This is a genomic window from Hymenobacter latericoloratus (assembly GCF_014199535.1).
Classification (GTDB): Bacteria; Bacteroidota; Bacteroidia; order Cytophagales; family Hymenobacteraceae; genus Hymenobacter; species Hymenobacter latericoloratus.
In genome coordinates, this window is record NZ_JACHNV010000003.1 from 908,597 (window position 1) to 928,365 (window position 19,769).

Annotated in this window: 17 protein-coding genes; 7 read left to right on the forward strand and 10 right to left on the reverse strand. The window is 62.9% G+C overall.

Annotated features, from left to right (window positions below):
- Positions 1-5: 5 nt before the first annotated feature.
- From arsS to GGU46_RS14445, 5 genes are all read right to left on the reverse strand, one after another.
- Positions 6-1,055 (reverse strand): arsenosugar biosynthesis radical SAM (seleno)protein ArsS, encoded by a 1,050-nt coding sequence (gene arsS, locus GGU46_RS14425; protein ID WP_183404238.1) that lies wholly within the window; start codon positions 1,053-1,055, stop codon positions 6-8.
- Between the two features lie 71 nt (positions 1,056-1,126).
- The gene (locus tag GGU46_RS14430) at positions 1,127-1,459 is read right to left on the reverse strand and encodes an arsenosugar biosynthesis-associated peroxidase-like protein (RefSeq protein ID WP_183404239.1); all 333 of its coding nucleotides are present in this window, start codon (positions 1,457-1,459) and stop codon (positions 1,127-1,129) included.
- Between the two features lie 105 nt (positions 1,460-1,564).
- On the reverse strand, positions 1,565-2,107 hold the full coding sequence (locus tag GGU46_RS14435) for a heme NO-binding domain-containing protein (RefSeq protein ID WP_183404240.1): 543 nt from the start codon (positions 2,105-2,107) through the stop codon (positions 1,565-1,567).
- A gap of 127 nt (positions 2,108-2,234) precedes the next feature.
- On the reverse strand, positions 2,235-3,131 hold the full coding sequence (locus tag GGU46_RS14440; RefSeq protein ID WP_183404241.1) for an anti-sigma factor: 897 nt from the start codon (positions 3,129-3,131) through the stop codon (positions 2,235-2,237).
- Positions 3,132-3,133: 2 nt separating this feature from the next.
- Positions 3,134-3,691, reverse strand: coding sequence for a sigma-70 family RNA polymerase sigma factor (locus GGU46_RS14445; protein ID WP_317171918.1), 558 nt, complete (start codon positions 3,689-3,691; stop codon positions 3,134-3,136).
- A gap of 247 nt (positions 3,692-3,938) precedes the next feature.
- Here GGU46_RS14445 and GGU46_RS14450 point away from each other — a divergent pair, with 247 nt between their 5' ends.
- Positions 3,939-5,339 carry an NAD-dependent succinate-semialdehyde dehydrogenase gene (locus GGU46_RS14450; protein WP_183404243.1) on the forward strand — a complete coding sequence of 467 codons (1,401 nt, stop codon included), beginning with the start codon at positions 3,939-3,941 and terminating at the stop codon, positions 5,337-5,339.
- 232 nt (positions 5,340-5,571) lie between these two features.
- On the opposite strand, the gene GGU46_RS14455 is transcribed toward GGU46_RS14450, so the two are convergent.
- Positions 5,572-5,967 carry a ribosomal maturation YjgA family protein gene (locus GGU46_RS14455; RefSeq protein ID WP_183404244.1) on the reverse strand — a complete coding sequence of 132 codons (396 nt, stop codon included), beginning with the start codon at positions 5,965-5,967 and terminating at the stop codon, positions 5,572-5,574.
- 142 nt (positions 5,968-6,109) lie between these two features.
- On the opposite strand from GGU46_RS14455, the gene GGU46_RS14460 reads away from it, so the two are divergent.
- Complete coding sequence (locus GGU46_RS14460) at positions 6,110-6,895, forward strand: oxygenase MpaB family protein (protein ID WP_183404245.1); 786 nt, start codon at positions 6,110-6,112, stop codon at positions 6,893-6,895.
- A 443-nt stretch (positions 6,896-7,338) separates the two neighbouring features.
- Complete coding sequence (locus GGU46_RS14465) at positions 7,339-11,865, forward strand: Ig-like domain-containing protein (RefSeq protein WP_183404246.1); 4,527 nt, start codon at positions 7,339-7,341, stop codon at positions 11,863-11,865.
- A gap of 194 nt (positions 11,866-12,059) precedes the next feature.
- Here the strand turns inward: GGU46_RS14465 and GGU46_RS14470 are convergent, their stop codons facing one another.
- The gene (locus GGU46_RS14470; RefSeq protein ID WP_183404247.1) at positions 12,060-13,109 is read right to left on the reverse strand and encodes an LLM class flavin-dependent oxidoreductase; all 1,050 of its coding nucleotides are present in this window, start codon (positions 13,107-13,109) and stop codon (positions 12,060-12,062) included.
- Between the two features lie 215 nt (positions 13,110-13,324).
- Here GGU46_RS14470 and GGU46_RS14475 point away from each other — a divergent pair, with 215 nt between their 5' ends.
- Both GGU46_RS14475 and GGU46_RS14480 read left to right on the forward strand, forming a co-directional pair.
- Positions 13,325-13,963, forward strand: a complete 639-nt coding sequence (locus GGU46_RS14475) for a sulfite oxidase-like oxidoreductase (protein ID WP_183404248.1) — start codon at positions 13,325-13,327, stop codon at positions 13,961-13,963.
- The gene (locus GGU46_RS14480) at positions 13,960-14,697 is read left to right on the forward strand and encodes a ferredoxin reductase (RefSeq protein ID WP_183404249.1); all 738 of its coding nucleotides are present in this window, start codon (positions 13,960-13,962) and stop codon (positions 14,695-14,697) included. Before GGU46_RS14475 ends, GGU46_RS14480 begins: the two co-directional genes overlap by 4 nt.
- Positions 14,698-14,783: 86 nt before the next feature.
- On the opposite strand, the gene GGU46_RS14485 is transcribed toward GGU46_RS14480, so the two are convergent.
- From GGU46_RS14485 to GGU46_RS14495, 3 genes are all read right to left on the reverse strand, one after another.
- Positions 14,784-15,551: a YdcF family protein gene (locus GGU46_RS14485; RefSeq protein ID WP_183404250.1), complete on the reverse strand. Its 768-nt coding sequence runs from the start codon at positions 15,549-15,551 to the stop codon at positions 14,784-14,786.
- A 198-nt stretch (positions 15,552-15,749) separates the two neighbouring features.
- Positions 15,750-16,097, reverse strand: coding sequence for a thioredoxin family protein (locus tag GGU46_RS14490; protein ID WP_183404251.1), 348 nt, complete (start codon positions 16,095-16,097; stop codon positions 15,750-15,752).
- 138 nt (positions 16,098-16,235) lie between these two features.
- Positions 16,236-18,017, reverse strand: coding sequence for a DUF885 domain-containing protein (locus GGU46_RS14495; RefSeq protein ID WP_183404252.1), 1,782 nt, complete (start codon positions 18,015-18,017; stop codon positions 16,236-16,238).
- A gap of 155 nt (positions 18,018-18,172) precedes the next feature.
- Between GGU46_RS14495 and GGU46_RS14500 the strand changes: the two genes are divergently transcribed.
- Positions 18,173-19,135 carry a hypothetical protein gene (locus tag GGU46_RS14500; RefSeq protein ID WP_183404253.1) on the forward strand — a complete coding sequence of 321 codons (963 nt, stop codon included), beginning with the start codon at positions 18,173-18,175 and terminating at the stop codon, positions 19,133-19,135.
- Positions 19,125-19,496 (forward strand): hypothetical protein, encoded by a 372-nt coding sequence (locus tag GGU46_RS14505; RefSeq protein WP_183404254.1) that lies wholly within the window; start codon positions 19,125-19,127, stop codon positions 19,494-19,496. The genes GGU46_RS14500 and GGU46_RS14505 overlap by 11 nt, the downstream gene beginning before the upstream one ends.
- The last annotated feature ends 273 nt before the right edge of the window (positions 19,497-19,769 follow it).

Below are 19,769 nucleotides of genomic sequence, written 5' to 3' on the forward strand. Positions count from 1 at the left end.
AGGGGCTAGGTTGTGGTTCCGCCGCAGCTGGAGCCCGCGCCGGCCGTGCAGCCGTAGCAGTGCTGGTTGATAACGATGGCGCGCCCGGCCAGGGTGGTCTCGTGGAAGTCGCGGATGTGCCGCACGGGGCTGGCTACCGGCAACTCCAGCATCTGGTTGAAGTCGCAGTCGTAGAGCTGACCGTCCCACCCAATGCTGAGGGTAGAGCGGCACATCACGTTGGCCGCCGCTACAGGGTTATAGGCCGCCACCAGCTTCTGCATGTAGCTTTCGTAGTTGCCGCTTTCCAGCAGATACTCCAGGAAGCGGCTGACCGGCAGATTAGTGATGGTGAGCAGGTTGTTGAACACAACGCCGTGCTCCCGCCCCAGCCGCTGCTTAAATTCGCGCTCCAGCCCTACCTGGCTACCCGGCATAAAGGCTCCGGCGGGGTTATACACCAAATCCAGGGTCAGGCCCGAGCCCTCTACCCCATAGCCGACCTCATTGAGCATCTTCAGGGCCCGGATGGAGCGCCCGAAAACCCCGTCGCCACGCTGGGCATCGGTGCGCCCCGCCGCAAAGTGCGGCAACGACGATACCACCCGCACCCGGTGCCGGGCGAAGAATGCGGGTAGATCGTGGTATTTGGGGTTAGCCACAATAATGGTGAGGTTGCAGCGCACGATAATCTGGCGGCCCAGGGCCGAAATCTGCTCTACCAGCCACCGGAAGTCCGGATTCATTTCCGGGGCCCCGCCCGTGAGGTCCACCACCGGAATAGCGGTCTGGGCCAGCGCATCCAGGCAGAGCTGCATGGTTTCCCGGGTCATGATTTCGGTGCGGTCGGGGCCGGCATCTACGTGGCAGTGCTTGCAGACCTGGTTGCACATCTTGCCCACATTTATCTGCATCACACCCAGCTTGGTGGGCTGCAGAGGCAGCAAGCCGCTTTCCCGCAGGCGGTGCGCAAACGCGGGCAGCTGCGCCCCTGCGGCCTCCGCCTGGGTCAGGACGGTAAGCTGGTAAGCGGTATCGGCCAGTGGGGCCTGCCGGGCCAGAAGAGACTTCGTCATGTATTACTAACTACCATGCCGATGGAGTGGTTCGAGGCCCTGGCCACCGAAGCAACTCCACCGGCGTTTGGTTACATACTGAGCTCCTTGGCTTTGTTCATCATCTGCACGCCGTGCACCAGGGCGGCGCCTCCCTTAATGGCGGCGGCCACGTGCACGGCTTCCATCATCTGGGCTTCGTCGGCGCCCTTCTGAAGCGAGTCGGTGGTGTAGGCATCAATGCAGTAGGGGCACTGTACGGCGTGGGCCACGGCCAGGGCAATGAGGGCCTTTTCCCGCTCCGTGAGGGCGCCCTCCTTGAATACCTCGGCGTAGTAAGCAAAAAACTTGTTACCCATTTCGGGTTGCCACTCGGTGATGTTGCCAAATTTGGCCAGGTCGGCGGGGTTGTAGTACGTGCTCATGGTTAAGAAAACGTTGGAGGGTAGAAAAAGCAATGGAGCATTCCGGCGCAAGCCAGTCCGCTGGTTTGGTTTCGGTGTACGCGGCCCGGACAGCGGCGGGTCAGCTCAGCGCAGCCGGCGCACCCGAATCCGGACTTCCTCGCCGTTTTCGCTGGTAGTGGGTTCTATCTTTATCACATCAGCCTCGTCGTAGTAGGCGGCTACCCCGCGCACGATGCCCACCGCCAGGGCGCCCATGCGCCGCTTCGACACGTAGTCGATGAACAGCTCATCGGGGCCAATGCGGGTCACGTTCAGGACCGGGGGCGCGTTTTCGGTGTGCTCACTGCGCACCTGCCGGTGCATGGTGTACTCCGTGTGCTCCAGCATATCCAGGGTCGTCCACTCGGGCTGCAGCAGCTTCTGGTACATATACATCAGGTCGGGCACCAGGTATTCGCCCAGCTTCTCCTGCAGCTCGTGGGCCGGAATACCGGTCATCGCCGACGCCTGGCCCACTAGTCGGTACATGTGCTCGTCGGGGTACACATGCTTGTGGTCGAAATCGGTGGCCGTCAGCCCGGAGTTTTCCAGCAGCTGAATCCAAGTGCTATGGTCGTACTGGGTCTGGACGTAGCGCTTGAGAAGGGTAAAGATGGTTCCGTGCACGGGAGGAGGGCTTGGTGGGAAATCGGAAGATAGCCGAAATGCCTTTACGTAAATCTTGCCCTATACGATAAAGAGCAGGCCGCTGGCGCGACCTGCTCTTTGCTTAATCACCTGCTCGTCTCAAGAATTACAGGTTACCGATTACCGTCATGGTGCTTAGCGTGGGCGAGGCTACCCCGCCTTCGTCCTCCACCGTCATGGCAAAGGCCTGGGCGCTGGCAATGTCCTTCATCTGCTGGATGCTGTCGCCGGCGGTGGTGGCCGCGGCCAGTACCCCGGCGTCCACGGGCTTGCCATTGTCGAGGGCCCAGAGCTGGTACTGCTTGCCGGCCGGCGGCGCGGGCAGGTTCCGGACATCCACGTACACGGCCTTGGTTTGCGGGTTGTAGTACACGCGGGCCAAGGCCTGGGGGGCTTTGGGCGTGCCTTTCAGCTCCACCGCCCGGAAGGCCTCGTTGCGCAGTACCCGCAGCTGCTGGTCCCGCTCGTTGAGGGCGGCCTTCTGGGTAGCCGCGTAGCGCGACTGTTCGGTCTGGGCTACTTCCAGGTTGGCTTCCGTTTCCTTTAGCCGGTTATAGAGCATGAAGTTGCCCAGGGCACTGAGCATCAGCAGGGCCACGGAAGCGGCAATCAGCCACCGGGTGCGGCCGCCGTTGCTTTCCTGCGCGGGCAACTGCCGCACCACGGCACCGTCGGGGGTAGCCCCGGCGGCCGGAGCCGCGGCGGAAGCCATCATCGGGGGTGGGGTTGTGCTGGTGCCGTTGGCGGGCGGCGTAGCGGCCGGGGTGGTTTCCCGAATGGCCTGCTGCCAGCCCTGCAGTACCCGCTCGCGCAGGTCGGCGGGCGGCGTAACGGCGTGGGCTTCGGCGTAGGCATCCAGGGCCCGTACTACGTTCTGTAACTCCCGGTCAACTTCCGGGTGCTGCCGTGCGATGCGCTCTACTTCAGCGCGCTCGACCTCGGAGAGCACGCCTAGCGCATACTCCTCAAGGATACCTGATTCGATATACTCCTGGATATTCACGATTACCGAATCAATTTGGAAAGTACTTTGATAGCCGCCCGGGCGCGGGTTTTCACCGTGCCGAGCGGAAGGCTGAGTTCTTCTGCCACTTCGCTTTGCGTAAATCCGCCGAAATAAAGCAGGTCCACGATTTGCCGCTGCTCCGGATTCAGCTGGCGCGTCATTTCCTGCAGGCCAATGTGCTCAGGCCGGAACGCGGGTTCGGCGGCCTGGCGCAGCGCTGCACTTTCTTCGATGGGCTGCGTACGACTACCTACGCGGTACTGTCGGGACCGGATTTTGTCAATGGCCAAATTTCGGCACACATTCATCACCCACGTAAATAAGCGGCCCTTATCGGCATCGTAGGAGGGAAACGAGTGCCAGATCTTGACCATGGCCTCCTGCAGCACGTCCTCGGCAATTTCTTCCTTCTTGACGATGCGCAGAATTACCCCATACAGCGCCGCGGAGTACTTGTCATAGAAGATGGTCATGGCCCCTTCGTCCCGGTCGCGCAGGCGTTGCACGAGCAGAACTTCAGTTTCGAGGGCGGCTGACTCTGGAGTGGGAACAGACACGGGCAGCAACTAAAGGAAACGGGACGGCGTAGCACCACAGGTCCCGCAGATGAAACGAAAGTACTGGATAAAGCTAAACTTCGGCGTGCAGGCACCCCAAAAGTGCAACTTACCCCCGGGGCCGTAGTGCTACGGTAGCCCAACGGCAGAAGTTACCAACGTCGAGCTTAACCCGAAAGCTCATGGGCTTGTTTTGCTTTTCCTCGCCCCGGCGGCGGCTTTCGCCCTGCCCCTACCTTACTTGCCAATGGCTATTGAATCCTTTAACCCCTACACCGGCCGGGTTGAGCGCCGCTTCCGGGCCTTCAGCTGGGCCAAGACCGAGCGTATTCTGGCCCAGGCCCACCGGGCTTTCGGGGAGTGGCGTGCTACCCCCTTTGCGCTGCGCAGCCGCCTGATGCACCGCGCCGCCGACCTGCTGCGCGAACGGCAGGATGAGCTGGCCCGCCTCATGGCCCTGGAAATGGGCAAGCCCGTGGTGGATGGCCGCGCCGAAGTGCAAAAGTGCGCCCTCACCTGCGACTACTACGCCGAGCACGCCGAGCAATTCCTGGCCGACGAGGAAATCCAGACGGAAGCCCGGCGCAGCTTTATCTCGCACGAGCCCCTGGGGGTAGTGCTGGCCGTCATGCCCTGGAACTTTCCGTTCTGGCAGGTGGTGCGCTTTGCCGCCCCGGCCCTGATGGCGGGCAACGTGGGTCTGCTCAAGCACGCCTCCAACGTGCCCCAGTGCGCCCTGGCCCTGGAGCAGATTTTCCACGACGCCGGCTTTCCGCCCGCCACCTTCCGCACCCTGCTCATCGGCTCCGATTTGGTGGGCAAGCTCATTGAGGACGACCGGGTGCAGGCCGTAACGCTCACCGGCTCGGAGCCGGCCGGGGCCCAGGTGGCCGCCACGGCGGGGCGCCAAATCAAGAAAACCGTGCTGGAGCTGGGCGGCTCCGACGCCTTTATTGTGCTGGCCGACGCCGACTTGGCGCTGGCCGCCAAAACCGCCGCCCAGGCCCGCATGATCAACGCCGGCCAGAGCTGCATTGCCGCCAAGCGCTTTATTGTAGAAAAGCCCGTGCTCCGAGAATTCGTGGCGAAGATGAAAGCCCACCTGCTGGCCTTCCAAACCGGCGACCCGCTCGACGAGGCCACCCAGTACGGCCCCCTGGCCCGCCCCGACCTGGCCGACGAGCTGACCCAGCAGGTAGCGGATTCCGTGAAGCAGGGTGCCAAAGTGGAGCTGCACGGCGGCCAGAGCAAGGCGGGCACCGCCCTGTTTCGGCCTACCATCCTCACGCGCGTGAAGCCCGGCCAGCGGGCCTACGCCGAGGAGTTCTTCGGGCCCGTAGCCATTATTCTGGAAGCCAAGGACGCCGACGACGCCATTCGCCTCGCCAACGACTCGCGCTTCGGGCTGGGCGGCTCCATCTGGACGCGGGACGTGCGGCGCGGCGAGCAGCTGGCGCGGCGCGTGGAAGCCGGAGCCGTGTTCGTGAACAGCATGGTGAAGTCGGCGCCGGAAATGCCGTTCGGGGGCGTGAAGAAATCAGGCTACGGCCGGGAGCTTTCCCACCTGGGCATCCGGGAGTTCGTCAACCAGAAGTCCATTTGGGTGGCCCAGGAAACCAAGCCAGAGGCGCAGAAGAAGGTAGAGTAGCGTGGGCTTCCGTCGGGGGCGCTACGTGACTACCGTGATAATGCCCCCTGCTTATCCTTCCGGGCGGAGCGAGGAAGCTGGGTTCTGGGAAAGAGGCTAACCCAGCTTACTTGCTCCGCATGCAAGGACAGCTTCGCAGCTGTTCAGGCAGTAGCTCAGGCCCTTTGTGCTGCTTCAGCAGCTGTGCAGTACACGCCCGCCGTACGCTACGGCGGGCGTTTAACTGAAACACTCAGGAAGTCAGGGCTTGTTTGCGCGGCCACATCTGCTCCAGCCCTACCCCTGCCAACACGCCCACCGTGTAGCACAGCAGGTCGCTCCACAGAAAGCCCTGCCCCAGCACCAAGTGGCCGAGCGTGGTGGCGCGCAGGGCGTTCAGCCAGGGTGCCTGACAGAGCTGGCTTGCCTCTATGACAAATGCAAAACCCAATGCTACCCCTGCTACCCGGCGCCTACCCCAGCGCGGCCGGCCTAGCCCCACCAGCCAGAACACGAGCAGCGCCCAGAGCGCGTCGCCGGCGTAAGCGGCTACCCAGGCGGGTAAGGCCGCTGCATACCGGCGCGAGGCCAATCCCAATCCGATGGTCAACAGGCTGAACAACGCCTGGGCGGGGCGGCTTCTTTTCATTGGTCAAATTGCTCTGGTAGGTGAGGAAAAACCAAATTTAGCATTTACTTTGTACTTCAAAGTAATTTGCATCTTAAGAAACCAGAACCCGGGGCACTTGCCCTGAAATTGAGGCGTTCATTCCCACCTGACCGCGTAGTATATGGAGTATTTTGTAAGGAAAGAATCGGTGGTGCGCACCATCTGGGGCAAGGCCGATACGGTGTTGTTCATCTTTGCCGGTGCGGCCGCCGAGTTTGCCGTCAACAAGGCCGTGGACTGGCTCTACTTCACCGGCCGCCTGCCCGCCGATCCGCTGGGGCGGCTGTTCTCGACGGTGGAATACGCCCGCCAGATTGTGTTTGCCGAGCGCCACGGCGCCGAGCGGGCCATTGACACCATTGCGGCCATTCACGCCGCCGTGGAAGCCAAGCGCGGGCAGCGGATTCCGGCCGGGGCCTACCGCGACGTGCTCTACATGCTCATCGACTACTCCATCCGGGCCTTCGAGCTGCTGGAGCGCCGGCTGTCCGAGGCGGAAAAGGCCGAGGTGTTCGGCGTGTTTTGCCGGGTAGGCCAGCGCATGGGCATCCCGGACTTGCCGGCTACCTACGCGGCCTGGCTCCCGGACCGGGAGCAGCACCTGGCCGAAAATCTGGCACATAGCCCCTTCACCACCAACCTGTACCAGCAGTACCGCAAGCACCTGGGGCCGCTGCGCTACCAGCTACTGCTGCAGGGCCAGCGCCTGGTAGTGCCCGAGCCCGTGCGGGCTTTGCTGCGCCTGGGGCGCCGTTCCTGGCTGCAGCCGGTGGTGCCGGTGTACCGGCACACGCAACATCTGGCGTTCAGCAAATGGGTGAAAACGAGCTTATTGCCGCCTACCTACCGGGCGCAGATTAACGCGCTGGACGTGGCGCCGGAACTGGTCAGGCCGCAGGCAGCCTAAGCTTTCGGTGGGCCGCCGCCCCAAGCCGCGACTCAACTAACCACGGTAAAAAATCTTCGGGAAACCATTTGTTTTTTAAGCGTTGGCTCCGGCCCGCTACTACCCGCCATTCGGCCCGCACCGGCCCGGATGGCGGGTAGTTTCGTTTGTGCGCTAAGTGTATGGAGTTCTGACTACGCCCGCTACCCCCCGGAAGGAGGCTGCTTATCAGGCTTGCAATTGCCCTGAAAAGGGAAATACATTAGCATTATTCGCGGCTGATATTGAATTATTCCCCAGGGCATGTATCACGCTGCAGGATACTTCTGCTCCCGAAAATGGGGCCCCGGGGAGGCTACTTCCCGCAACCAGCGGGCCGCCGCTTCTCTCCTGGATTACCGCTGCTTCTTTGCGGCGCCCGCGCTTTCTGGCCTACCCTTTTTTGTTCTCCAAACCCCACCCGTATGAAACGAACGCTCTACCGGTACGCCCACCGGGTCCGGACCCAAGGCCTGGCTTTGCTCGGCGGACTTTTCTTTCTGAGCCAGGCGCCGGCCCAGGCCCAGCAGCAGCTCGTCTGGGAGGAAAACTTCAACGCCGCCACCATCAACCCCAACACCTGGACCTATGACCAGGGCGACGGGTGCGCCCAGGGCGTGTGCGGCTGGGGCAACAGCGAGCTGGAAACCTACACCAACCGCCCCGAAAACGCCCGCATCGAAAACGGCAACCTCGTGATTGAGGCCCGGCGCGAAAACTACCAGGGCAAGGCTTTCACCTCGGCCCGCCTGAAAACCCTGGGCCGGGTGCAGTTCAAGTACGGCACCCTGGAGGCCCGCATCAAAGTGCCCAACCTGCAAAACGGACTCTGGCCGGCCTTCTGGATGCTGGGCGCCAGCGGCGTGTGGCCCGCCAGCGGCGAAATCGACATTATGGAAATGGGCTCGGCGGCGGCCATTCAGGCCGGGCTCACCAACCGCCGCCTGGGCGGGGCTACCCACTGGGAAAACAACAACTCCCACGCCGCCTACGACACCCACTACGACAGCCCCACTGACCTCACGGCTGACTACCACGTGTACCGCATGAGCTGGGACAGCCAGTTTATCCGGATGTTCATTGATGGGCACGAGTACTACGCCATTGATATTTCCAAGGCCGCGGCGGCCGATCTGGAGGAGTTTCACCAGGCCCATTTCATTCTGCTGAACCTGGCCGTGGGCGGGCAGTACACCGGCCTCTACGACCCGAACGCCATTTCGGCGCCCCTGCCCGGCCGGATGCTGGTGGACTACGTGCGCCTCTACCAAAGCCCCGGCGACGAGCTGTACCTGGGCTCCAACAACAGCATTGCCGGCGACTTCGGCATCTACACCGAAAACCCGGCCATCACCAGCAAGCTGGTGTACGGGCAGGATGCCAACCTTTATATCTGGAACAACCTCAGCAACCTGCCCTCGCCTACCCCCTTCGAAGGGCAGGAAGTGCTGGCCCTGCACGCCAACGCGGGCAGCTGGTTTGGTTTCGGGGTGGATAACCAGGTGAAAAACCTGGCCGCCTTCGATAAAGGCGCCCTGAAGTTCCAGTTCAAAACCACCTACGCCGGGCAGTTTAAGTTCGGCATCAAGTCGGGGGCCGGGGAGAGCTGGGTTGATTTCCCGGCCGGCGTAACCAAGCACGGCCTCCAGCGCGACGGGCAGTGGCACGAGGTGGTTATTCCGCTGTCGGCCTTCGGCAACGGCGACCTGGGCTCCGTGACGCAGACCTTCATGTTTGCCGGCGACGCGGCCGGGCCGCAGGCCGATTTTTACTTCGATAATATGTACTACAGCGGCGGCGTGGCGGCTAACCCCGCTCCTACCGTCAGCCTGACCGCGCCCACCAACGAGGCCCTGCTACCCACGCCCGCCACCCTGACCCTCACGGCCACCGCCGCCGACGCCAACGGCTCCGTTACCAAAGTAGATTTCTACAGCGGCGCTACCCTGCTTGGCACGGCCACCGCGGCCCCGTACCAGGCCACCTGGAGCAACGTGGCGCCGGGCGTGTACACCCTCACGGCCCGGGCCACCGACAACGAAGGGGTAGTCACGACCTCGGCCCCGGTGACGGTGTTTGTGGCCGCGCCCAACAACGCCGCCCCGGCCGTCAGCCTGACTTCGCCCGCGGCGGGAAGCAGCTTTACCACGCCCGCTACCATCACCCTGGAGGCCAATGCCACGGACACCGATGGCAGCGTGTACAAGGTGGAGTTCTACCACGGCACCACTTTGCTGGGCACGGATTTCAGCAGCCCCTACACCTACACCTGGAGCGGGGTAGCGGCCGGCACCTACTCGCTCACAGCCAAAGTGACGGACAACGGCAAGCTCACGACGACTTCGGCGGCGGTGAGCATTACGGTAAAAAGCAACGTAATGGCCGGGCCCAACTTTGGGGTGTACACCGATAACGCCCAGCTAACGGACAAGCTCACGCTGGGCCAGGACGCGAACCTCTACATCTGGAACAACCTCAGCAACATCGCCTCCCCTACCCCCTTCGAGGGCCCGAACGTGCTGGCCCTGCGCGCGGCGGCGGGCAACTGGTTTGGCTTTGGCATTGCCAACGACCTCAAGAACCTGGCGGCCTTCAAGGATGGCTCCCTGAAATTTCAGTTTAAAACCTCCTACGCCGGTCAGCTCAAGTTCGGGGTGAAAACCGGCGGGGCCGAGGGCTGGGTGGATTTCCCGGCCGGCGCCACCCAGTACGGCCTTCAGCGCGACGGGCAGTGGCACGAAGTGGTTATTCCGCTCAAGGCCTTCGGCCCGCTGGATTGGTCGTCGCTGGAGCAGGCGTTCATGTTTGCCGGCGACGCCCCCGCCGCTCAGGCCGACTTCTTTTTCGACCACGTGTACTACAACACCCAGCCCGTGGTGGTAGCGCCGGTAACCTACTGCGGCACCGCCACTAGCGGCGACTACAGCTACGCCGTGACCACCACCGGCACCAGCGTTAATTTCACGTTTCACCCGCTGGGCAGCACAGCCGGTGGCAACCTGGCTATTCTCTACGTGAACGGCCCCGGCTACTCGATGACCCGGAACGCCACCGGCGACTTCACCTACACCCTGCCCAACCAAACCGCCGGGCAGGCCCTGAGCTTCTACTTTACCTACCAGGTAGGAGCCGGCGGACCGGAGCGCAACTCTGCGGCCGCGCCCCACAGCTACACCGTGGGCACCGCCTGCGGCAGCACGCCCGCGCCCGCCGCGCCCACCGTCAGCCTGACGGCTCCCACCGCCTCGGCTACCTTCACGGCTCCGGCTGCTATTACCCTCACGGCCAATGCGGCTGATACCGACGGGACTATCACGAAAGTAGAGTTCTACCAAGGTACTACCCTGCTGGGCACCAGCACCGCCAGCCCCTACTCGTTTACCTGGGCGAGCGCCACGGCGGGCAGCTACTCGCTCACGGCCAAAGCCTTCGATAACGCCGGTCTTTCCGCTACCTCAGCGCCGGTAGCCATAACCGTTACGGGCGGCACTACCCCCGGCGGCGACGCGGCCGGCTACTGCGGCACGGCAACTAACGGTGACTACAGCTGGAAAGCTGTTACGGCTGGCTCTAACGTCACCTTTACTTTCCACCCGCTCGGGAGCACGGCGGGCGGCAACCTGGCCATTGTGTACGTGAACGGCCCCGGCTACGGCATGACGAAAAACGCGGCCGGCAACTTCACCTATACCGTCGCCAACCAAACCAGCGGCGCTGCCCTGAGCGTGTACTTTACCTACCAGGTAGGCCCCGGCGGCCTGGAGCGCAACTCCGCCGCTACCCCCCACAGCTATACCGTAGGCAGCAGCTGCGCCGCCGCGCCGGCCAACGCCGCCCCCACCGTGGCCCTGACCGCCCCGACTGCCACCACGCTCCCGGCCCCGGCTACCCTTATCCTCACCGCCACGGCGGCGGATACCGACGGCAGCGTGAGCCGAGTGGATTTCTACCAGGGCACCACCCTGCTGGGCTCCGATGCTACGGCCCCCTACAGCTTCAGCTGGAGCAACGTGGCGGCAGGCACCTACTCGCTCACGGCCAAGGCTACCGACGACAAGGGCCTGACGACTACCTCCGCCGCCGTAGCCATTACGGTGCTGGTGCCCGACGCCGACGGCGACGGTTACCCCGCCGACCAGGACTGCAACGACCAGGACGCTACCATTAACCCTGGCGCGAAGGATGCGTGCGGCCTCGACCGCAACTGCGACGGTAAGCTGGATTTGCCGGCTCCGGCAGCGCCGACTATTGCGGTGCAGCTGTCCTCCACGGTGTACACCGGCGGCGACGGCAAGACGATTTACCTGGGCTACGGTCCGCAGGGAGCCGTGCTTACGGCAGCGGCTCCGGGCGCTGCTACCTACCGCTGGAGCTGGAACTCGGCGCTGGGCGTGGGCAGCAGCACGGGTGCCAGCATCCGGATTTCGCCCACCAAGCCCGGCAGCTACCCGTTTACGGTGGTGGCGACCAACGCCGCCGGCTGCACGGCCGAAGCCACCGTAACCATTACCGTACTCAATGCCCGCGGCACGAAACAGGCCGATAAGGTACTGGTGTGCCACCAGGGCGAAACGCTGGAAATCAGCACCAACGCCGTGGCCGCCCACCTCAACCACGGCGACCGGCTCGGCAGCTGCGCCGCCCCGGCCGCCCGCCCCGCTGCTTCGGCGGCCGCCCCGGCTACCGTGGCGGCCACTGATGTCAGCTTCTACCCCAACCCCGGCCAAGGCCGTATCAACCTGGAAGTTGCCCTGGCTCAGGCTACGCGCTACACCCTCAGCGTGTATGATCTGAAAGGCACGCTGGTAAAAACCATCCGCAGCGGGCAGGCCGGGGCCGCAGAGCGGCTGGCGCTGGAGTGGGATGCCCAGGAGGCAGCCAATGGCCTTTACCTGGTACGCCTTGTCACGGAGCAGACAGTCATCAACAAACGCCTGGAAATCCGCCACTAACCGAAAACAAACCTGGCTATCATCAAAAAGCCCCAACCAGCTGGTTGGGGCTTTTTGATTTGGAGGGCGTGGCAGGCGGCGTGGATACCGGCAGAGGTGGTGTTATTACGACTGGAGCAGGGAATCCGGGCTTGTCATTCAATTAGATAACGCGGATTCCCTTTTCTGGCCGGAATGACGTGAAGCGCGAATCATTACACGTGGTTGGGCACCACTTCTACCTTCACGGCCTGCTGAGCGGTGCCGGCCAGCTCGGCCAGAATTTCGTAGGAGCGCAGGCGGGCGGCGGGGTCGTAGATGTGCGACACCACCATCAGCTCCTGCACCTGGGTTTGCGCCCGGAAGGCTTCCAGCTTGCGGGCAATGGTTTCGGGGCCGCCGATGAAGACGTAGGTCATCATCTGGCGCACGGCGGCTTCTTCGTAGTCGGTCCAGTAGCCGTCCATGCTATCCAGCGGGGGCTGCAACGGGAGCGTGGTACCCCGGATGATGCCCAGGGCAAACACGTAGAACGAGGTAGCCAGCCGCTCGGCCTCCTCATCGGTATCGGCGGCAATAACATTGACGCAGGCCATGGCATAGGCCTCCTGGAGCTGGGCCGAAGGCCGGAAGTTGTGGCGGTACAGGCGCAGGGCCTCGTGCAGGTACGTGGGGGCGAAGTGACTGGCGAAGGCGAACGGCAGACCCAGCATAGCCGCCAGCTGGGCGCTGTAAGTGCTGGAGCCCAGCAGCCAGATGGGAATATCCAGCCCTTCGCCGGGCACGGCCCGCACCCGGCTACCCCGGTTTTCGGCCGAAAGGTAGGTTTGCAGCTCCTGCACGTTCTGGGGAAAGTCGTTGGCGGCCGTGTGCTGGTCGCGGCGCAGGGCCAGGGCCGTCAGCTGGTCGGTGCCGGGGGCGCGGCCCAGGCCCAGGTCGATGCGGCCGGGGTAGAGCGAAGCCAGCGTGCCGAACTGCTCGGCAATAACCAGCGGGGCGTGGTTGGGCAGCATAATCCCCCCCGACCCCACCCGGATACTGGTGGTGTTACCTGCTACGTGCCCAATCAGGATGGACGTGGCCGAGGACGCAATGCTGGCCATGTTGTGGTGCTCGGCCAGCCAGTAGCGCCGGTAGCCCCACTGCTCGGCGTGGCGGGCCAGGTCCACGGTGTTGCGGAAGGTATCGGCGGCGGTGTGCCCGGCCAGAATGGCGGCCAGGTCCAGCACCGAGAGGGTGAGGTTGGCAAGCGGCGTTATAGTCATAGCAAAACGAAAGAAAAAGCGTTGGGTAGCGGCCCCGCCCCGTACGAGCGGTTTTTGGGCGCGGTGGGCCTTCTGCGCTGCCGGCTGGTTTGCCAGGAAGCAGAAGACCGGAAAACCAAGCCGGGCCCCCAAAGGTTTAGGGTTTGTTTGGTCTGCTCCGCCGGGGCCCGGCAGAACCAACGGCCCCAGCCCTGTGGCTTCCTACCCCATTCGTTATGCAGAACTCCTTTTTCAACCGGGGCTTCCAGCGCAAGCGGCCCGCCAGCCAGCACGTGCTGCCCCCCGGCCAGTATGAAACCCAGGATTTTCCGGTCCTCAGCGCCGGGCCCACGCCCCGCATCGGTACCACCAAATGGGCACTCGGGCTGGATGGCCTGGTAACAAATCCGCAGCAATGGAGCTGGGCCGAGTTCAACGCCCTGCCCCAGCAGGAATTTACGGTGGATATTCACTGCGTTACGCAGTGGTCGAAGTTTGGCACCCAATGGCGCGGCGTGAGTCTGGATACGCTGCTGGCGTTGGCCGGCCCTACCCCCGAGGCCCGCTACGTAATGGCCCACTGCTACGGGGGCTACACCACCAACCTGCCCCTGGCCGATCTGCTGGGGGGCAAAGCCTTTATTGGCCTTCAGTACGATGGCCAGCCGCTGGCGCCCGACCACGGCGGCCCGGCCCGGCTGGTGGTGCCTCACCTCTACTTCTGGAAAAGCGCCAAGTGGGTGCAGCGCCTGGAGCTGCGGGCCGAAGACGCACCCGGCTTCTGGGAGCGGGCCGGCTACAGCATGTACGGCGACCCGTGGAAGGAGCAGCGCTACCTCGATGACGACGAGGACCTGGCCGCCGGCACCCGATGAGCCGCCTGGAGTGGCAGGTAGCCACCGTGGAGGCCGTAGTGCCGGAAACGCCCCGCGTCAAAACGTTTGTATTGCGCCTGCCCCGCTGGCAGCCTCACCGGGCCGGGCAGCACTACACCCTGCGCCTCACCGCCCCCGATGGCTACCAGGCCCAGCGTAGCTACTCCGTGGCCTCCCCGCCCGAGCAAACCGGCCAGATTGCCCTTACCGTGGAGCTGATAGAGGAAGGTGAAGTATCGGGCTACCTCTTCGAGGGCGTTGAACCCGGCGACCAGCTGGAGGTGCGCGGCCCCATTGGCGGGTATTTCGTGTGGGAAGCTACGCCCCAGGCCGGGCCCCTGCTGTTGGTGGCGGGCGGCGCGGGGGTAGTGCCGCTCATGGCCATGCTGCGCCACCGCCAGCACGCGGGCGTGCACAACCCTACGGTGCTGCTGTACAGCGTCCGCGCCCCGGAAGATGTTATCTACCACCGGGAGCTGCTGGCTATGGCGGCTACGGATGCCACCTTCACGCTGCTGCTCACCTACACCCGTCACGCGCCGGCGGGCTGGACCGGCTACCAGCGCCGGCCCGATGCTGCCATGCTGGCCGAAGCCGCCCGCCGCCTCCCCGCTCCGCCTGACTGCTTTATCTGCGGCCCCACCGGGCTGGTAGAGGCCACGGCAAGCTACCTGGCCGCGCAGGGCATTTCTTCTGAGGCCATCCGCACCGAGCGGTTTGGCCCCGGCAGCTAGCAGGTGCTACCCCCCAAACCGGGCTAAGCCGCCGCGCCGTCAGGGATGCACTGGCTGGCGGGCATTGCTGTCGGCCCGCACCAGCCTTACAGGTAGCCCCGCACCCAGTACGCCGCGTAGCCCACCATCTCGTGGATGAGAATACTCCACAGGCGCGGGGCCTCGTCGCTGGGAACCAGCCAGTAGGAAAGCGTGGGCTGCCGGTCGGTGGAGTAGTAGGAAGCCGGGAAAACTGTGGGCTGCAACCCTACCTTCCGGAAGCAGCCCAGGGCGCGCCGCTCGTGAAAGGCGGAGGTAATGAGCACAATGGACTTGATTTCGGGGTGCTGGGACAGCACGTACTTTGTATTGAGGGCGTTTTCGCGGGTGTTGCGGCTGCGGGTTTCCAGCAGAATGGCCTCGCGCGGCACCCCGGCCAGCCGCAGCAGAATGGCCAGCTCCTGGGCCTCGGTGCGGGTTTTGGCGCCTCCCAGCGCCCCCGACCCACCCGACACGATGATGGTGCGGATGCGGCCCGCCCGGTACAGCCACAGCGTGTGCAGGAGCCGGTCGGCGCCCTGCTCCACGTACACCCGGTCGTGGGGCGATTTGCGGCCCTTGGTGATGCCCGTCAGCAGCACGCCGGCATCGTGGCGGCCCAGCTCCCGCAGCGTTACCGGCGGCACTTCCCAGGCCAGCAGCGCCTCGTTTACCAGCGCGCCGTTGGTGAGCACCAGGGCCAGCGCCACGGTAAGCCCCAGCAGCTGCCGGCGCCACCGGGAGCGGCGCAGCAGAAATGTCAGGCCCAGCAAGCCCGCTAACCACACGGTGGGCGATATAAGAAAATCAAGAAGCTTCGACAGAACAAAGAACATAGGCACAAAACTACGAGCGGCCAGCCAGCAGGCCGCACGCCGGGGCTAGCTTGTTTCCGGCCTGGCACACGCCACGCCAGGTAGCAAAACCGGCGGCCGGCTAGGGCCGGCCGCCGGGTGGCGGGGAAAGTACCTGACGGATTGGGCCAGCCCAAGCGGCAGTCAAACAGGGCTGCTACATGCGGGGGCAAGGGCGGGCTACTGCGCGGCTACCAGCTCGTCGGGGCAGGTTTGCAGCTTGCTGAGCATTTCCAGCACTTCTTTTTCCGTGCGCAGGGTGTCGCACTCCAGCAGGCGGCCCCGGCAGTACGCCACAAAGAACGGTGCTACTTTGGCGGCCATCATTTTGCGGGCCACGGGGTTTTCATCGGCATCAAGCCGCAGAAAGACCGTTTTCTGAAACCGTTCTTCCGTCGCAAAACGCTCAAACGGAGGTGCCAGCAGGTCGCACACCTCACAGTTTTCCGAGGTGAATTTGGCCAGCACGCGGGGGTAGTCATGAATCAGGGTGCGCAGGCCGATGTCGTTTGTGTCAATGACTTTCATGCAGTAGGGAGAAGGTGCCCGGGGAAAGAAAACCAACCAGCTACGGATTGGCTGATTTTCCGGCAGACAAAAAATCCGCCCCGAAAAATTCCTTTCCGGGGCGGATTTTTTGCTTTCTACGGCTGAGCTTCCGGTTGGTTAGCTGCCTTTCAGCATCATCTGGCGGATGTACTTCACGGGGGCGCTGCCGTAGCTGAGGAACTGCTCGTGGAAGGATTTCAGATCGAAGCGCTGGCCCTGCTGCCGCTTCAGCTCCTGGCGCAGGTCGTAGATTTCGGTGGAGCCGGTGAAGTAGCTGCTCAGCTGCACCTGGCTGAGGGTAGCGCGGCGCCATTTGTTGCGGGCCTCGGCTTCCTCCTGAAACCCGTCGCGCTGCAATAAGGCCACGGCCTGGGCCTCCGTGATGGTGCCAGCCTGCACGTCGTGGTCGAGGATGGCGTTCAGGGTCACGCGCATGTTCCACTTGTCCCACATCAGCCAGATTTCGTCGGTGTTGCCGCCGTAGCCGCTTTCCAGCATCATGCGCTCGGTGTACACGGCCCAGCCCTCAATCATGGCCCCGTTGCCGAAGATGGATTTTACCAGCGAGGGGCTGCGGTTGGCGTACACCAGCTGGGTGTAGTGGCCCGGAATGGCCTCGTGGATGTTGAGAATCTGGAGGGTGTACTGGTTGTACTCGCGCAGGTAGCTTTCGGCCTGGGCGGCGGGCTGCCCGTCCAGGGGCTCCACGTTGTAGTAGGTGTTGGCCGCCTTGTCGTAGGGGCCGGGGGCCGAAATGCTGGCGCCCGCGCCGCTGCCGCGCATATACAGCGGAGTTTCGCGCACCACCAGGGGCTTGGTGGGGTCCTGGGTGAGCAGCTTATGGTCATCTACCCACTTCACCAGGGTCGGCATCTGGTCTTTCACGGCCTGCACGAAGCCGGCGGGGGTAGCGTGCTTTTCGGAAAGCTTGCTGATAACCTGCTTGATCAGGGCCACGGAATCCGAAGGTGCAGTCTGGCCGGGGAAGTAGGTGGGCCAGAGGCGGGCGGCGCGCTTGCCCATGTCGCGGAGCAGCGCCTGGCGGTGCTGCTGGGCCTTCTGGTACACCTGGTCGGCGGAGTAGGTGGACTGAATATCGAGGGCAAACTTGCGGTCGAACAGGGGCTTGCCGATGCGGAAGCTCCGGAACTTGCCGGCCGGCAGCACCTCCTGCTGCAGAAAGCGCACGTAGCCTTCCATCACGAGGCGGGTGGTGGCAATGCGGCTCGTCAGGTCCTTCTTCTCCTGAGCCGTCAGCCCCGACTTGGCTACTGAATCCTGCAGGGCCGGCCCGAACACGGCCAGCCCGCCCTGGGTTTGCAGAATGGCCAGGTTGGTATGCTCGCGGGTGGGCGTCTGGATGTTCTGCTTGGCAGCCTCGTAGTAGTCGGCGGCCCGGCTGATTTTGCTGCTGATAGCCCGCAGGCGGCGGTCGAGGGGGTGGTAGCGGCCGTTCAGGATTTCGGCCACCGAGGAGCCCAGGTTATAGCCCGCCGGGTTCCACTGCCAGTCGCGCAGGCTGTCGGCGTAGAAGCGCGCCGACTCCAGGTAATTCTGCAGCAGGCGGTAGTCGGTCTGGTTGTTGACCGAGAGGTCTTCCACCTTGAAGATTTCCATTTCCTGGCGGCGGCGAGCCAGGGCGGCGGCTTCCGTCTGGCGGCGGCCGGCCGTGGGAATCACCAGCAGGGAATCGTAGCGGTGGTAGCCGGCCCCGCTGGCCCACTCGGGGTTATAATACCACAAGGAGTCAATGAAGCGCTGCTTGTACCGGTCGAAGTCGGCATCCACGGTTTCGGGGGTGCCAGAGGTGGGCTTGGAGCCGGAGTTGCAGGCGCCGAGGGCCGCCAGGCCCGCTACGGCCGCCGCCAGCACCAGCCGGGAGGGGTAGGAGTTCGTCATGAATACAGAAAAAGGGGTAGTTCAGGTGCCAAGGTAGCGGACAAGGACGCAGAAACCGGCCCAGCGTTGCGGCCGCCAGGGCCCCAAACCACGTCCGCCGCAACTTACTTATCTTACGGCCGCTAGTGTCCTACCCCTATTTTTATTCCTGACTTATGCGCAATGCTTCCCTGGAAGGCTATCTGAACCTGGAAGGCTACGCGGCCAGCATTCCCCTGGATGCCAGCCACTACGAGTGGTATCAGCACCTCGATTACCGGGGCCGCCCGCGCAGCCGGGTGCGGGCCGGGCGCTGGAGCTTTGTCACCAGCAACCTCGACCCGGCCCACTACCAGCAGCTCCTGGCCCTGATGCTCAGCCCCGGCGCCCTGGTAGATGTCCGCGCCACCTACGGCCGCGCCGATGGGCAGGGCACCTTCGTGACGGTGTGGGGCCGGCGCTGCAGCGTGTGCCACGTGTTCAGCTACTTCGATGCCCGCGGCACCCAGGGCCAGCAACCCGGCTGGACGCTCTACTTCACCCTGGCGGCCGAAGAAATGGGCCGGGAGGCAGGTTCGCCCGGCTCCTTCATGATGCCCGCCGCCCGCACCTACGCCTACAGCGGCCCGCCCATGGCCCTAGCCGGACCAGTAGTGCAGACGGTGAATAAACTGGTTAGTCGCCCGTTGTTAAAAAATGACGCTGACCCTATCCATGATATATTCGGTCCGGGCCGCCTTTCACACCCCGAAGAATGGGAGACAACTATACAAGCGCTACGGCAAGAAGGAGTGCGTGTTGTGTTTAGAAACGGAGTTATGGCTTATGGGCCTGATGCCCAACCAGGGTTAGCTGGGCAGCTTATTATTGACCCTGAGGCCTCAATTGGGGCTCTACGCCACGAGACGCAGCACTTCAAGGATGACAAAAGATTAGGGTTCCCAGGTTCGAGTGCGTTGCTTTCCAACCCCGAACTCCGTTGGCAATTTGAATACAATGCCTATATGCAGGAGGTGAAGTTTACCAGAGAGCTAAAAGCATTTGATACCGGAACAAGGTTAGTTGCGAATGCTCGCTCCGAGAAGGAATACTTAATTAACAACTTTGGTCTAAAAATTCAGAAAACAAATGAAAAATAAAGTATTCCCAGTTGGCTCAGATGTAGAAGCGGAAGCCCTTTCCACTGACCAGCTAATTTCTAATTTACATCACTTCTCACACCATTATAGAGGCCGTGCAGTAACTGCTCTTGGCAAGCGGTTGAAAGAATCGGAAACCGTATTTGATAAAATACTAGAAACGATTAACAACCCGATAAACCGAAACTCGCGGGTGCTTGGCCTCACAACTGTTTCCTGGCTCGGAGCTATTGCAGTATTTGAAAATGGAAACAAAGAGCAAATAGAGCAGATAAATTCAATTTTAAAAAATTGGGAGAAAACAGAAAAGGAAGATTTAAAATACTTTTTACGCCACACAGGTTTGCCACTGGATTTCTAGCTCATATTTTTCTTCTGCCTCCAACGCTTTAAAAGATCAATTTTTACGTAAAAGAAGCAGGGTTACGCGGCATGTGCGCCGCTTTGATGTCGGAAATTCATTGGTCGCTAATGCACGGGATGAGCGAACTTATTTAACCGAGAATTTCGGCCTCAAACTTTGACATGCATGAAAACTAAGAGGGTGTTGGGGAATTAGCAGCCGGCTAAAAGAAGACGAGTCAGTAAGTTGGGGCGGGAGTTCCTAGGCTCTCACCCCATTATGGTTGACGGC

Bases quoted from the DNA above. Each gene is read 5' to 3' on its own strand.
- arsS (WP_183404238.1), bottom strand. From the start codon at position 1,055: ATGACGAAGTCTCTTCTGGCCCGGCAGGCCCCACTGGCCGATACCGCT.
- GGU46_RS14430 (WP_183404239.1), bottom strand. From the start codon at position 1,459: ATGAGCACGTACTACAACCCCGCCGACCTGGCCAAATTTGGCAACATC.
- GGU46_RS14450 (WP_183404243.1), top strand. From the start codon at position 3,939: ATGGCTATTGAATCCTTTAACCCCTACACCGGCCGGGTTGAGCGCCGC.
- GGU46_RS14455 (WP_183404244.1), bottom strand. From the start codon at position 5,967: ATGAAAAGAAGCCGCCCCGCCCAGGCGTTGTTCAGCCTGTTGACCATC.
- GGU46_RS14460 (WP_183404245.1), top strand. From the start codon at position 6,110: ATGGAGTATTTTGTAAGGAAAGAATCGGTGGTGCGCACCATCTGGGGC.
- GGU46_RS14465 (WP_183404246.1), top strand. From the start codon at position 7,339: ATGAAACGAACGCTCTACCGGTACGCCCACCGGGTCCGGACCCAAGGC.
- GGU46_RS14470 (WP_183404247.1), bottom strand. From the start codon at position 13,109: ATGACTATAACGCCGCTTGCCAACCTCACCCTCTCGGTGCTGGACCTG.
- GGU46_RS14475 (WP_183404248.1), top strand. From the start codon at position 13,325: ATGCAGAACTCCTTTTTCAACCGGGGCTTCCAGCGCAAGCGGCCCGCC.
- GGU46_RS14480 (WP_183404249.1), top strand. From the start codon at position 13,960: ATGAGCCGCCTGGAGTGGCAGGTAGCCACCGTGGAGGCCGTAGTGCCG.
- GGU46_RS14485 (WP_183404250.1), bottom strand. From the start codon at position 15,551: ATGTTCTTTGTTCTGTCGAAGCTTCTTGATTTTCTTATATCGCCCACC.
- GGU46_RS14490 (WP_183404251.1), bottom strand. From the start codon at position 16,097: ATGAAAGTCATTGACACAAACGACATCGGCCTGCGCACCCTGATTCAT.
- GGU46_RS14495 (WP_183404252.1), bottom strand. From the start codon at position 18,017: ATGACGAACTCCTACCCCTCCCGGCTGGTGCTGGCGGCGGCCGTAGCG.
- GGU46_RS14500 (WP_183404253.1), top strand. From the start codon at position 18,173: ATGCGCAATGCTTCCCTGGAAGGCTATCTGAACCTGGAAGGCTACGCG.
- GGU46_RS14505 (WP_183404254.1), top strand. From the start codon at position 19,125: ATGAAAAATAAAGTATTCCCAGTTGGCTCAGATGTAGAAGCGGAAGCC.